Genomic DNA, 13898 nt, shown 5'->3' on the forward strand with positions numbered 1-13898 from the left:
AGAAGCATCCACTACACTAGCGGCTCCTGCGCTGTTAGCTACTTTAAAGCTCGCGTGGAATTACGCATCACCATCTCCCCCGCTAACTCAAAGACTTCACCTTTTGCTTTACCTTCCATTAAATCAATCAAATGGGCCACTGCGGTCTTACCTTGTAATTCGATTGGATTATCGAAAGTCGTCAAACCGGGTGTGAAATATTGGAGCACCGCGATATTATCAAAGCCTGTCACACTGACATCTTCAGGTACTCGGTAGCCAAACTGTTTAAAAGCTTTAATCGCTCCAATCGCACTCAAGTCATTGCCGGCCACAAAAGCCGTCGGTAACTGTTGCTTGCGCTTTAAATAGTCTGTTAACACTTGTTGCGTATCCGCTTCAGAGAAATTACCTCGCAAAATATCTTCTTCTTTAATGGCAATACCGGCGGCTTGCATAGCCATTTGGTAACCTCTTAAACGCTCTTGACTATCATAGACCCCTTCGTGACTGCGGATAAACCCTATTTGTCGGTGCCCCAGTTCAATTAAATGCTCAGTCATTTGCCGCGCCGCTTGATTAGAATTAAAGACCACACTGCCCATCGTTTCCGACTTGATATTACGGTCAATAAAGACGGCTTTTACATTACGTTTCTGCAAGGTTCGCAAATCTTCTTCGGTCAGTAATTCTTCGAAACCGATGAGGCCATCCACCATATTGCCAAGAATATTAGTCATGACGAATTGCTTATTTGACGACATAAAGATATTCAAGTTATATCCATGTTTCCCCACTTCATGAGCGATCACGTCCGCAATCGAACTGAAGTATGGCGCTTCAATACTGTGTGTATAAAAACCAATCACTTTTGTTTGACCCAATTTCAATTGTTTACCCATCATATTGGGCACATAATTTAATTTTTCTGCCGCCGCTAACACTTTCTGTTTAGTCAAAGGCGTGACAACATCAACATCATTCAAAGCCTTGGAAACAGTCGAGATAGAAACGCCTGCTTCCTTGGCAACTTCTCTTATAGATACCTTCTTGATATTATCACTCCTTTGTCTAAATAATTTTATTTGGGTGTATGGTCGCGCGATTGTGTGATTGTGTTCGCCTCGTACATCGCTCGGCTGAATGGTGCCTACTTGATAACTCTAAACTTAGCCTTTGTAGTCCCAAACACCTATCAGCGGTGCGTCACTATCTAAGCCTAAATATAATTCAATGGCACCTGAATCAGCGCTTTCACTTAAGTCGCTATGGTAGTAAGCAATGTCCTTGTCGCTAATTGTTAAACTTAGTTGTTTACTTTCGCCTGCTGCTAAAACAACTTTCTCAAAAGCTTTCAATTCCCTTTCAGGACGGGCAATTTCTGTGAAGACGTCTTTAATATATAATTGAACGACTTCTTGACCAGCCATTTGCGAGTGATTGGTTAACGTATAGTTGACAGTCACTGCTTGGTCATCGACTTGTAAAGTCACCTCTGATATACGAATATCGCTATAATTTAAACCATAACCAAATGGATACAATGGTGTGTTTTCGTTATCTAAATATTTGGAAACATATTTTTGCGTATGATTATGTTCATTAATTTTACGCCCAGTCGATAACATATTGTAGCTAATCGGTAATTGACCGACACTACGCGGGAAGCTCATTGGTAATTTCCCTGATGGATTGACGTGTCCAAATAAAACATCCGCAATCGCATGGCCAGCTTCAGAACCAGGAAACCACGCTTCTAGAATGCTACTGCTATATTGTTGCACTTGTGTTAAATCAAGCGGCCGTCCATTAATTAAGACAAGGACAATATTCTGATTCCATTTGTAAACTTCTTTTAGTAAGTCCAGTTGATCTTGTGGCAAGCTAATGTGTGTCTTACTGCCTCCTTCCCCTGTTTCCTCAGAATGCTCTCCTAAGGCCACAATCACTTTATCGACGTACTTTAACTTCACATATTCATGACGTTCTTTAATTATTTCTACTTGCTTGCTTTGGGCTTGTAGACCAGTCGCAATAGTGATGCTGTCTTGTGGTTTACCAATCCATGACCAAGCGCCTAGTAAATCGTTCGACTCCGCAAGCGGGCCAATTAGCGCTAATTTATCTGCTGGTTTCAGTGGTAACAAGTTGTCTTTGTTTTCCAATAAGACCATTGACTGGCTCGCAATCTCTCGACTCGCTTGACGAAGGCTTGCTTGTAAGTCACGCACGCTATCTGAAGTCATATTCTTGACAGAGCGGTAGGGGTCTTCGAACAAGCCTAAGTCATTCTTCAATTCTAATACGTGCCGCACGGCTGAATCGATGAAGTCTTGTGATATCAGACCTTCTTTGACTAAATCGACTAGATGATGCTGGTAATTGTCCGTCATCATGTCAATTTCAACACCGGCATTGGCAGCCTTATAGGCAGCGTCCTTTTTATCGGCGGCTACACGATGGTTAATTAATTCGTGGATCGAGGCCCAATCCGAAATAATCAGTCCTTCAAAGCCAAGGTCACGGCGCAACACATCTTGTAATAACCATTTATTGCCTGAAGCAGGTACGCCACGAATCGTATTAAATGACGTCATCACCAATTTGACGCCGGCTTCAATTGCTGCTTTAAAAGCTGGTAAGTGGTTTTGGTAAAGCACTAAATCAGACATATCGACTGTGTTATAGTCACGACCGCCTTCTGCTTCGCCGTAGCCAATGAAATGCTTCACACAAGCCGCTAGCGTTTTGGGATCCAAGAGTGAATCGCCTTGGTAGCCTTCAACATATGCTTTCGTCAAGAGTGAGCTGAGCAAAGGATCTTCCCCATTACTTTCCAAAACCCGTCCCCAACGCGCATCGCGCACTAAATCGGCCATTGGCGAGAATGTCACGTTAACGCCAGCCGCAGTTGCTTCCTCAGCTGACAAGCTCGCCATTCGCTTCACTAGTTTGGGATCGAATGAACTGGCTAAAGCCAGTGGTATTGGGAAAATCGTTTCGTAACCGTGAATCACGTCCGCCATAAACATCAGGGGAATGCCGTGAGTCGCATTGGCTAAATAGGTTTCTTGAATATTAATGACTTCTTCTTTAGTATGCGTTCCAAGTATTGAACCGATTTGATACAGTTCAGTTTTGGTCATATCCATTGCTTGCATTGGACCAGTGACTTCTCCGCCTTCAGAAAAGAACATTGGACCTAATTGAACTAATTGCCCCACCTTTTCTTCTAAGGTCAAGCGACCTAGAATGTCTGTTAATTGACTTTTCTTCACTTATCGATCACTCCATTGTGTTTAATAACTGCTTGATACCAAGCAAATGATTCTTTTTTTGTTCGTTTCAAACTACCATTGCCTTGGTTATCTTTGTCGACATGAATAAAGCCATAGCGTTTTTCCATTTCTCCAGAACCAAAGCTGACAATATCAATCACGCCCCAAGGCGTATAACCGATGACCTCAACACCGTCGACTTGAATCGCTAGTTGCATTTGTTCAATATGCCGCTTTAAATAATTGACGCGGTAAGGATCATAAATCTTACCGTCAGCCTCGATTTTATCATAGGCGCCAAAGCCGTTTTCAACAATAAATAGTGGCAAATTATAACGTTGATGAAGCACGTTTAAGATATAACGTAAACCCGTTGGATCAATTTGCCAGCCCCAATCATTACTCTTGAGGTAAGGGTTGTTGACCACGCGTGTATTGGGATATTCACTGGCTGGATAAGCATGTCGCTCATTCGCCACTTCATCCACCGTCGTGACTGCATTCGACATATAATAACTAAACCCAATATAATCAACGGTCCCACTTTTTAATTCGTCTAATTCAGCTAAGCTATACTCAATGTTATATCCTTCGCGTTCCCACTTAGCTAAGGCATAAGCCGGAATCTCTCCTCGCACATGTACATCGCTATAGAAAAAGCGTCTGTCCATTACTTTCAAAGCTGCTAGTTGATCATTAGGGGCGCTCGTTGAGGGGTAAACCGGCACATAAGCCATCATACAGCCCATCTTAAACTCTGGATTAATCTCTCGAGCCACATTAATTGCCTTCGCACTCGCAATCAATTCGTTGAGCCCCGCTTGAAAAATGACTTCTTCCGCTCGTTCATGCGGCTCCAAGACAATTCCCGAATTCGTCCACGTATGTAAAGCATGTTGCCCATCCGCTTGATTATTGATTTCATTAAAAGTCATCCAGTAGGTCACTTTTTCTTTGTAACGCTTCAGCACAACTTCTGCAAAACGGACAAAGTAGTCGATGACACGCTTATCGCGAAAACCACCATAAGCTTGCGTTAAATGATAGGGCATTTCAAAATGCGATAAGGTTATGACTGGCTCAATACCATTCTCTAGCAACGTGTCAAACAATTTGTCATAAAATACTAATCCCGCTTCATTTGGTTCACTTTCATCTCCCAACGGGAAGATCCGCGACCAAGCAATCGAAGTTCTAAAAGCCTTCAAGCCTAGTTCTTTTAACAACTGGATATCTTCTGGATAACGATGATAAAAATCAATTGCTTCATGATTAGGATAATACTCGTTAGCCAGTACACCGTCTGTAATTTGACGTGCTGTCGTGTGACTGCCTGCCGTTAACACATCCGCAATACTCATTCCTTTACCGTCGGCTTGCCATGCTCCTTCAATCTGATGAGCGGCAACCGCTCCACCCCAAAGAAATTCTGTGGGCATTGGTCTTTCTCTCACAAATATTCACCTGCTCTCTTAACTTTGCATCATCATCATAAAATAAAAACGTTTTTATTGGAAGGGGTTTCAAGCATTACGGTACACGTACCGGTAAAATAATAAAAGAGTCAGCCTGGTACACTACGTACCAAAGTCTGACTCTGTTTTCTCCTTGACAAGGTCAATCAACAATTCCATTAAGTATAGAACTGGCAGTTGACTCGTATAATCCTCATGTTTATTAAATTTTTTGACGTTTACTTTATAATCCAGCAAATGATCGGTCATTAATGCTAAAGTGCTCGTAGACTGACTCGTCACCGCTACCGTGACACAGTCGAGTATCTCGTGGAAGGTATTGGCCACTTCCACTACTTCTGTCGTTGTACCAGATACGGATAGGAGTATCAGCACATTATCTGCCGTATTTCTCAATTTAGAGGTTACCGGATAGGTAAAGTCTGTTAGAGCGAATGTGTTATAACCAATCGAGGCTAACCGGCGCGAAGCGTATTCACATAGGTTACCCGATGCACCGACACCACAGAAAATCACATTTTCAGCAGGTACAATCAAATCAGAGATGAGATCTAGTTTAGTTGATAAATCGTCAGGAAAATTTTCAGCTGCTAGTAAATCTGGCCCATAATAGTTTAAAGCCGTGTGATTCTCCTCTACTTTAAAATCATTTTTAAATTCCGAAAAACTTTCATAACCCATTTTTCGGATAAAACGCATCACTGACGAAGCCGACGTATGTGACTCATTGGCCACTTCTCTCACTCGCATATAAGCTATCTTGGCGCTATTCGTATGTAAAAACTGATAAATTGCTCGATCTACTTCCGTTAAAGTATTAAAATCTATCTGACTAAAAAAAGACATGCTAGGCCACCTTTCAGTATAGTAGTTCTATTTTATCATAAATCGCTCAAATGAAAACGTTATTATTTACTAACCTGGATGGCATTTAAAACAATTTATTCTGTTTTATCAGCTACTGAAACAAGCAAGTCTTCAATAAAGAGGTATGAATGAACACGTCGTGTCGCTTCACGTCACGACTTTCTAGCCTATCTAAAACGCGTGTCATCAGGTGACACGCCGCCTTTTCCCATATTGCTAAGTAAATGAGCCATAAATTGCAGGATTTTCTACCCGTTGAGCCCAGAACAATGCGAATGATGAATGAACACGTCGTGTCGCTTCACGTCACGACTTTCTAGCCTATCTAAAACGCGTGTCATCAGGTGACACGCCGTCTTTTCCCATATTGCTAAGTAAATGAGCCATAAATTGCAGGATTTTCTACCCGTTGAGCCCAGAACAATGCGAATGATGAACAAACACGTCGTGTCGCTTCACGTCACGACTTTCTAGCCTATCTAAAACGCGTGTCATCAGGTGACACGCCGCCTTTTCGTTCCACAGATTTCTCTTGAGTAATCCCATGCAGAGTCGTGCTCTACAAGAGCACGACGATTCAGACAGAACACTAAATATAAAAACGTGCTGGTCAGATCGGCACTCCTTATGGTTTGTAAGTGTTGTCGTATGAGGATTGCGTATTAATAGTATCTGACGTGTGATTATGATAAATTTAAATCACGAGGAATGGAGGTGAAGACCGTGTCAAAAGATTATAAAAACGAACAGACAGATGCTTTAAAAGACGACTTAACTACCGATGCTATTCGACAAATGGCTCAAAAGGAAAAAGACAAAGCTTTTTCAACTTTCGAGAGTAACCGTAGAGAAAAAGCAAAGGCAGAAGAGATGATGCCTGAGTCATTTGAAGACAGCGGTGCAACTTCAACAGATGATGAGACGACTTAAACAAGTGAGTCAGTTTCATTCGAGTTTCTTGTTTTATACGCAAATAAATAAGGTTAAGGCGCTTAACATTCGCGTTTTAACCTTATTTTGGTGTCTAAATTTTTTTCGCAAAGGCTGTAGGATACTCGTTCGAAGATAGAGTCAAATTGAGTGTCATCAAAGTTAAGAAAGCTGTCAAATTATTTCTCCCTGACAGACTCTCCCTTAAGGGCACTTTTCTACTTCGCGTCATTAATAAATATAGACTGGAGACTTTACAGAGCGTTTCACTTTATAAGTTCGTCAGTTTTGGGAGGTGCGTGTGGGGCATGACGTCGGTTGATGCAGTCTTTTTGGAGGTCTTATTTTCAAAAAAAATTATCCTTTGGTCATGTTTTTAATAATTAATTCGTTTTGTTGATGTATGTCTTGCGTGAGTTCATGGTTTTTTAGGATGACGGTTACGATTAAAAAGATGAAGGCGGTATAGGCTAGGCACAGTAAGAGCACGGCGACTAGGGTTGGTAGGTCATATTCTTCGACGAAGTCAAAATCTTCGATGATTCTTGTGGAGTAGGCGGTTGAAAAAGCGATTGAGAAACTTAGTATGATATTGATTACCAACATCACGATGTTAAATCCTTTGAGGTATTTCATGGGGAACTTCCTTTCTTTGTGTCTTGGTCTTTCAGCATGGCCTGTTTAGCTGATATGAGTGCCGTGAAGCTGGCGTTTTGGACGAGGTGAGACATTGTTTCGCTGCGTTTGTATTAGTGGTCTCGATTAGCTGGTGTTAGGTTGACGTCGTTTAGTTTGTCAAGATTGTTGGCAAGCTAAATGGTGCAGTATCATAAAAGGATGCTTATTACCGGCATAATGAGTCTTTAGTATTTTAGTTCTTGCCAGAGCAAGTCTGGTAGCTGTTTCTAGCGACTTGTTAATTGATACAAGGGATAGTTGACATGGCGGTGAGAATGGTTTTTATTTTAAACAAAACCTCTCTCTTTAAGTGACCATTTGTTTAGGGATAGTTTACACTATTTATGTGTGTGTTCATAAGCTGAAGCTTTTGACGACAAAACCACCCAGCCTTGGCCGGGTGGTAATAGGTATGTTATTGGCTGGGACCGAACAAGCTATCTGCTCTATTATGTAGAAATTCAGTCAGCCGCTGGGCCAACCAGACGGTTGGAATGGCTATAATAGTCGTGACAGCCATTGAGGTCAAACCGACCAGTGGTGTTTGGAAAAATGCAATGCGGACATTGTCGCTGACGCGCAGAAAGTCCAGGTTGCGGGCAATAATATCCGAATAATAGTCGCCCATTATATAGTAGGCAAGTGTGTAATGTGCCAGAAAACTAGCGATGCGTGTGGCCGGATTTTCGCCGACTTCAAGTGTTTGAAAGAAGCTGAAAATCATAGCTGTCGCCGTAATAATCAATAGATTGTCATAAGTGCCGATAAAGGGGTCGTAGACGCCGCCGTCGGCCAGCCAGAAAATCAATCCGGTGTTCAACGCTAAAGCTGCCAACGTCACAAGCAGTTTCGTCCTCTGCTTCAACTGCAAAGGATAACGGCGCAAATAGCCGCCAAGTAAATAGTAAACCAAAGGATAAGCCGAGCGAATAAAGGTATGAAGATACTCGATATCAAAAGCTTTTAAAAAGGCCGGAAGCGCAACCAGACCGGTCATCAAGATCAATAAACCCGTTTCCTCCTGTTTTTTCAAGCTGCCCAACAAACGGTTGAGGTAAGGCGCTAATAAATATAAGCCGATATGAAAACTGACATAATAAGGAGGATTCAATACAAACTTCAACAAATCTTTCGCGCCTAGAGGCAAGTCATTGTAAGTGTGATTCAGAAAATAAGCGACCACTAACAAGAGCGTTGACTCCATTAAAAAATCCAACAAACGGCGGTAATGGCGCTGATTGATTTCATGGCGTGTCAACAGATAACCACTCGTTATGAAAAATAATGGCACGCAGGTCTTCAATAAACTGAGAAAAGTCGTCAACAGAAAGGCCGTTTCAGTCGTTAGCGACAGCTCCATAAAAGGCGTGCGCTCGAAATGATGCACCATCACGACGAACCAGGCAGCCATTAATTTTAATAAATCCAAAGAATAATTTCGTTTGCTCAATTTAGCACCTTCTTTTTAGAGTAAACTTCATTATACAAAGTTAGCCACACAAGACCAATACAAAAGCATAACATTTCGATAACAAAATATGATCGATAGTTTATCGACCAAAATAAAAACTTGCAGACGATGCCAGGCACCACCCACAAGTTGTTTTTTTAGTCGATCACCACTGTATGGAAACAGCGGGTCATATGTTCTAGCATAATCTCGCCTAAGGCAGTAAAAGTTGCGACGCCGCGACGGTGTGTCACCGTCTTGAAGCCTTCCGCATCCGCCCCACTGATCGTATTAAAGACGCATATGTCCGTCGTCACACCCACTACATGGACCGTTTCGACGCTAACTTTACGCAAGTCGGCGGCCAAGCCAGTTTGAAAGAACGAGTTGTAGTTCTCTTTGGGATAATAGCTAACGAGCGTTTCGTTTTGATTAACCTGGTACCATTCAGCTAATTCACCGTATAACGCTTGTCCTTTCGTATCCACGACATTATGCACCGGCCATAAGTTGAAATGCGGATCATTGGGCTGATGAGCATCCATCGCAATAACGACTGGCATACCAGCTGCTAGAAAGTCATCGGCTAGTTCACGAATATAAGGGACAATCGCTTGGGCGGGTTCCCCTACTGTTAAGCCGCCGTCTGTTGCGACAAAGTCGACACTCATGTCGACAATAATTAAAGCTTCCTTGTTAGTCGTTTGGTTAGTTGTTTCTTTTGTCATCTCACCACTCCTAAAATTGAAATCGTTTTATCTATTATACCACTGATAATGGGTGGGTGAAAATAAAAACAAGTTGGGAATTGGACTGGAGCTGTGGTGATGATTTTTCGAGAGCCGACTCGGGGTCACCAGACTTGGAGTCAGCCGGAGTTCTCGATGCCAACAATGCTTCTCAAAACCATAGGTGTGGCGAACAAGTCGCCACGATTTAAAAGTCGAGTCGCTCTGCTTCGAATCGTCGAGAACTAGAAGTTCGAGACTCCTTTGTTAGTTATAACGAACAAGAAAGGTCTAGCACGCGCTAGACCCTTGTTAATTACGTTACATGGTTTTAATTGGCGTTACTTAGATTCGGTAAGAACTGATGTTGCCTTTGAGAAATTCTACATACAAGGCGGCCGAGGTGGCACTCGTAAATTTCTTCTGTTCGAATTTTTCTTGAATTAATTCAGATGAAACGTCTGCCGGCTGTTGATTAGCTAAAATCACCTGCACCCAAGCTTCAACATCTTGAGCACCATTGTCAATCGGGAGGAATTCAACGAGACCTAAATCTAAATCCGTTTCACATGTCTGAATATCGGATAGCAAAATTTTCTTACCGGATGCTTGTGACTCAATCGCAACCGTTGAAAGACCTTCGAAATGAGACGGCAAAACCATGAGGTCCATCGTTTGATAGAGTTCTGAAATATCATTACGACGCCCCATAAATTTAACATAGCCTTCTAGCTTGCGCTCAGCAACCGCCTGTTTAATCTCGTCTTCAAGCTTTCCTTGTCCGAAAAATAGCCATAAAAAGTCGAGTTCAGTTTTTGCGAGTTCTTCAATGACCTCAAGACTGAACGCATGATTTTTGACTTCGTGGAAACGTGCAATTTGGCTGATGATAAATTTGTGTTGATTTTCTTGGCCGTAGGCTTCGCTTTTAAGACTAGCGGCCTTATTTTGCCCGAGAAAGTTGTGTATGTTGATGCTGTTCGGGATGTGGACCACGTCGTTGTTTTCAAGGGCTTGGCGACCAAAAATGTTTTCAGTGGCGCCTAGGCCGCAGGATAATTTGTAGTCGGCCATCCAGCGATTAATGTAACGTCGTGCATTGTTCGTATTATCTGGTTCCGCCGTGTGCGCGTGAATTGCAAATTTCAGGCGGTTTTTCTTGGCCACTAAGTAGAAAATCAGCGCCAAATCCATCCCATAGTTGCAATGAACGAGGGTGTTTTTGGGTAATTGTTTAAAAATCGCGTTCGTTTGTTTCACGGATTGCATGAGACTTTCTTTAACCGGGTTTGGGACTTTGTAAATTTGACCACCGGTCGCAGCAATGGCTTGTTCTAGGCGTGCGCTCGGTGTATCAAAGGTCAGGATATCGATTTGGACGTCTTGATTTGCCAGCGCCTCAGCTTTATCTAGTATAAATGAAGAGATTCCTCCACCAAATTCCGACATGATGTGAATGACTCTTAATGGTTTATCTGGCATGGTCAGCCTCCTCTTAAATAATCATCTTACATTTTACCGTTAAACAGGCTGATATACAATTGCTGCGAAAGCTTTAGTTTTGATGACCCAAGGTTCGCTGAATCTTTTCAGCAAAATAGCCAGACAAAGTGAATATCACTCCAAGTCTGACTATTAAAAATTATTCTATCTCACAATTTCTATGAAATCACGCTTCGAATAAGTCACGCCATAGTCATCAGTAATTGTGCTGCCATCGGTATTATCTTCGTGCTCAAAGCGGAAGAGTTTTTGATTTCCTAGCTCAACAAGCCACAGATCTTGAGACCTTCTGATAGTCGGAGCATTAATTTGGATGTATTGATAGAAAACCGGATTCTTATAGTTAAAATTCAAATAACTATAGTCGATACTCGGAATCTGCGCATCGATCATTGCATCGATTTCCTCACGTCTCATAGTTGGTGTAATTTTTTCAGCAACTTCTGAATAGATTTTCGCATAATCTGGAATATGTATATTATTTTTCTCATACCATTTTGCGATATCTTCAGCATCCATTGATGGATCAATCATACCCGTTAAGCCATCCTCCAATAATCTACCCACCTGTATTAACTCTGTATATCGCTCCATATTCCTAGTTTCCGAATTTCTAAGTTCTTCGTGACGTACGACCACTTGGACACCATTTTCAAAAAACACAAAGCCCCAAATAGCTCGGTTCTCATCCGTTAGATAAATACCTTCATATGGGAATTCCTCCTCAGCTTGAACACTGACACTAGAAAGATTGGCAAAAACGGGCATTAGGCAGAGTAAACATAACATTGTTCTCAATAATTTTTTCATTTATATCCCCTTCCTTTATTTGCTTTGTCACACAATTCAGCTTAAACTTATAGTACTACAACCTAGTTATACTATACTTTAAATAAGCAAGATGAAGGCTAAATGATCATAAACCATTTATTTTTCATCATAATCCTTTACGAGGAGGTTTTTATTTTTTGGATACTTACTTAACCAGTCGCTGGCTTTTGTACCTAGCCGCCTTTTTCCTACTGAATACTAAACTCGGTTGGCTTAAAAACGGTTTACTGACAGCCAGCATTTTCTTAACGCTACAACTCAGCCCAATTTTTAGGGATGCCCTAGAGCCATTACTTATTTTTCTTTGCCTATTTTTACTGACCTACTTACAACTAAAAACAGTCAACCGGGCAGTCACCTTTGCGACACTCCCGCTAATCAATTTAGCAATCAGTCGTTTTTTATTGCAAACTCAATATTTTCGAGGGCTTTCACTATGGGTTTCATTCTCTGTTACGCTTGTGATGCTGATCATACTTAGTTTTTCAGAACATCAGCTCTTAAAACGCTTGTCTCAAAAAGTAGATAATCTGATTTACTTAATACCTTTGGCTATTTTCTTAGGCCTTTATTATCTGCAAATGCTCGACCTTTTCGACTACCTCTTTATCGGACACGATACACGTCTAGAGATTTTCAATGGTATTTTGGTAGCTGTCATGATACTCTTTGTTTTTACGTTAATTTTAGTTCAACACAATGAAGCACAAGTTATTTACCAAGAGCAATTAAAAGCTCGTACTCAGATTGACCGTGAATACTTGCAGCTGACGACACAACAATACAATGAGATGCGAAAATTTCGCCATGACTACCAGAATATTCTCTTAAGTATCGAGGGCTTTATTCGCGAAGAAGCTTGGCAGGAGTTGACTCGCTATTTCCAAAAGGAATTGAGCACGCAATTGGCCACTGATAATCAGCAATTTGAGCGCTTGATATTACTTGAAAACGCCAATCTGCGACAAATTCTTTATGCCAAATTGGCCGCTGCCCAAGTCATGAACGTCAATGTACAGCTGGAATTGACTGAAGCGATCGCGATTCATCACCCTGACCAGTTGACGCTTAGTCGTATGCTTGGGATTGTTCTGGATAATGCGATCGAAGAAGTCGCTAATTTAGATAAAGATGCCAGTGTGACGGTAGCTTTCATTAAAGAGTCAGATGCTACCATCCTTTTGGTGGTCAATGATTGTCGCTCTCAGATGGAGCCTTTGCTTATTCTGGCAAAGGAAGGTTTTTCGTCGAAGGGTGATGGACGTGGCTTTGGTTTGGCTAATTTAGCTTCTTTGCAGGCGCGAACGGATATCCTGGTCAATACGGAAATTGTTAGTGGAATTTTTAAGCAGGAGATTATTGTGCCTGAGTGGAAGGAGGGTGTTGGGCTTTGATGCCGATTTTTATTTGTGAGGATGATCCAAGGCAGCGGGAGCAGTTGCTGGAGATTGTTGAAAATTATGTCATGATTGAGGCGTTAGATATGCGGGTCGAATTGGCGACAGCGGATCCTTTTGAGTTAGTGGCTTGTTTGGCTGATAATCCTGGTCATGTTGGGATTTATTTGCTTGATATTGATTTAAATAGTGAGTTGAATGGGATTGAATTAGCCGCGAAGATTCGTGAGTTTGATGATTTAGGGAAGATTATTTTTGTGACGACGCATGCTGAGTTGGCTCCGGTGACTTTTCGCTATAAGGTCGAGGCTTATGATTATATTGTTAAATCTAGTCATGAAGAGTTGAGGCAACAAATCATTGCCTGTTTGAAGAGTATCGATGAGCATAAGGCTGTGAGTGCTGAGGCAAAGGGGCAGTTTGTATTCAAGAGTGGATCCAAGACACGTGTTGTTAATCATCAGGATATTCTCTTTTTCGAAACCATGCCCACACCGCATGTGATTGGGCTGCATACTCATCAGGCTTTCTATCAGTTTTATGGCCGTTTAAAGGAAATTAACCAGGCAATTCCCTCCTTGGTGCGAGTCCATAAATCGGTCTTAGCTAATCTCGAGACGGTAGTAGCGGTCGATGCGGAACGTTATTTACTAGAGTTTTCGGATGGTCAGACTTGCCCGGTTGCTATTAGTAAGCTTCGTAAAATTCAGAAAATGTGGCAGGCGCAACAAGGATAAAGTTAAATGAAAACGTCGAAGGCTTTGGGTAAGTGAAGGCCTTCG

12 protein-coding genes are annotated in these 13898 nt (G+C 41.8%); 3 read left to right on the forward strand and 9 right to left on the reverse strand.

What is annotated here, in order from left to right:
- Nucleotides 1-38 precede the first annotated feature (38 nt).
- The 4 genes from ACTQ5J_RS12715 to ACTQ5J_RS12730 form a co-directional block, all read right to left on the reverse strand.
- Complete coding sequence (locus ACTQ5J_RS12715; RefSeq protein WP_441753555.1) at nt 39-1085, reverse strand: LacI family DNA-binding transcriptional regulator; 1047 nt, start codon at nt 1083-1085, stop codon at nt 39-41.
- A 63-nt stretch (nt 1086-1148) separates the two neighbouring features.
- Nucleotides 1149-3257, reverse strand: coding sequence for a glycoside hydrolase family 3 N-terminal domain-containing protein (locus ACTQ5J_RS12720; protein ID WP_441753507.1), 2109 nt, complete (start codon nt 3255-3257; stop codon nt 1149-1151).
- Nucleotides 3254-4696 carry a 6-phospho-beta-glucosidase gene (locus ACTQ5J_RS12725; protein WP_441753556.1) on the reverse strand — a complete coding sequence of 481 codons (1443 nt, stop codon included), beginning with the start codon at nt 4694-4696 and terminating at the stop codon, nt 3254-3256. Before ACTQ5J_RS12725 ends, ACTQ5J_RS12720 begins: the two co-directional genes overlap by 4 nt.
- Before the next feature lie 138 nt (nt 4697-4834).
- Nucleotides 4835-5578 carry a MurR/RpiR family transcriptional regulator gene (locus ACTQ5J_RS12730; protein WP_441753509.1) on the reverse strand — a complete coding sequence of 248 codons (744 nt, stop codon included), beginning with the start codon at nt 5576-5578 and terminating at the stop codon, nt 4835-4837.
- A 744-nt stretch (nt 5579-6322) separates the two neighbouring features.
- On the opposite strand from ACTQ5J_RS12730, the gene ACTQ5J_RS12735 reads away from it, so the two are divergent.
- A complete protein-coding gene (locus ACTQ5J_RS12735) occupies nt 6323-6529 on the forward strand; it encodes a hypothetical protein (protein ID WP_441753510.1) in 207 nt (68 codons plus the stop codon).
- Between the two features lie 357 nt (nt 6530-6886).
- Here ACTQ5J_RS12735 and ACTQ5J_RS12740 read toward each other — a convergent pair whose 3' ends face one another.
- The 5 genes from ACTQ5J_RS12740 to ACTQ5J_RS12760 all read right to left on the reverse strand — a co-directional run bounded on the left by ACTQ5J_RS12740 (nt 6887) and on the right by ACTQ5J_RS12760 (nt 11698).
- Nucleotides 6887-7165, reverse strand: coding sequence for a hypothetical protein (locus ACTQ5J_RS12740; protein ID WP_441753511.1), 279 nt, complete (start codon nt 7163-7165; stop codon nt 6887-6889).
- Between the two features lie 457 nt (nt 7166-7622).
- A complete protein-coding gene (locus ACTQ5J_RS12745) occupies nt 7623-8657 on the reverse strand; it encodes an acyltransferase (RefSeq protein WP_441753513.1) in 1035 nt (344 codons plus the stop codon).
- 158 nt (nt 8658-8815) lie between these two features.
- A complete protein-coding gene (locus ACTQ5J_RS12750) occupies nt 8816-9385 on the reverse strand; it encodes a cysteine hydrolase family protein (protein WP_441753514.1) in 570 nt (189 codons plus the stop codon).
- 345 nt (nt 9386-9730) lie between these two features.
- The gene (locus ACTQ5J_RS12755; protein ID WP_441753516.1) at nt 9731-10867 is read right to left on the reverse strand and encodes a glycosyltransferase; all 1137 of its coding nucleotides are present in this window, start codon (nt 10865-10867) and stop codon (nt 9731-9733) included.
- A 165-nt stretch (nt 10868-11032) separates the two neighbouring features.
- A complete protein-coding gene (locus ACTQ5J_RS12760; RefSeq protein WP_441753517.1) occupies nt 11033-11698 on the reverse strand; it encodes a hypothetical protein in 666 nt (221 codons plus the stop codon).
- A 158-nt stretch (nt 11699-11856) separates the two neighbouring features.
- On the opposite strand from ACTQ5J_RS12760, the gene ACTQ5J_RS12765 reads away from it, so the two are divergent.
- Together ACTQ5J_RS12765 and ACTQ5J_RS12770 are read left to right on the forward strand one after the other, a co-directional pair.
- Nucleotides 11857-13113, forward strand: coding sequence for a GHKL domain-containing protein (locus tag ACTQ5J_RS12765; protein WP_441753519.1), 1257 nt, complete (start codon nt 11857-11859; stop codon nt 13111-13113).
- Nucleotides 13113-13853, forward strand: coding sequence for a LytR/AlgR family response regulator transcription factor (locus ACTQ5J_RS12770; protein WP_441753557.1), 741 nt, complete (start codon nt 13113-13115; stop codon nt 13851-13853). The genes ACTQ5J_RS12765 and ACTQ5J_RS12770 overlap by 1 nt, the downstream gene beginning before the upstream one ends.
- The last annotated feature ends 45 nt before the right edge of the window (nt 13854-13898 follow it).

It is taken from the genome of Fundicoccus sp. Sow4_F4 (assembly GCF_052116145.1).
Taxonomy (GTDB): domain Bacteria; phylum Bacillota; class Bacilli; order Lactobacillales; family Aerococcaceae; genus Fundicoccus.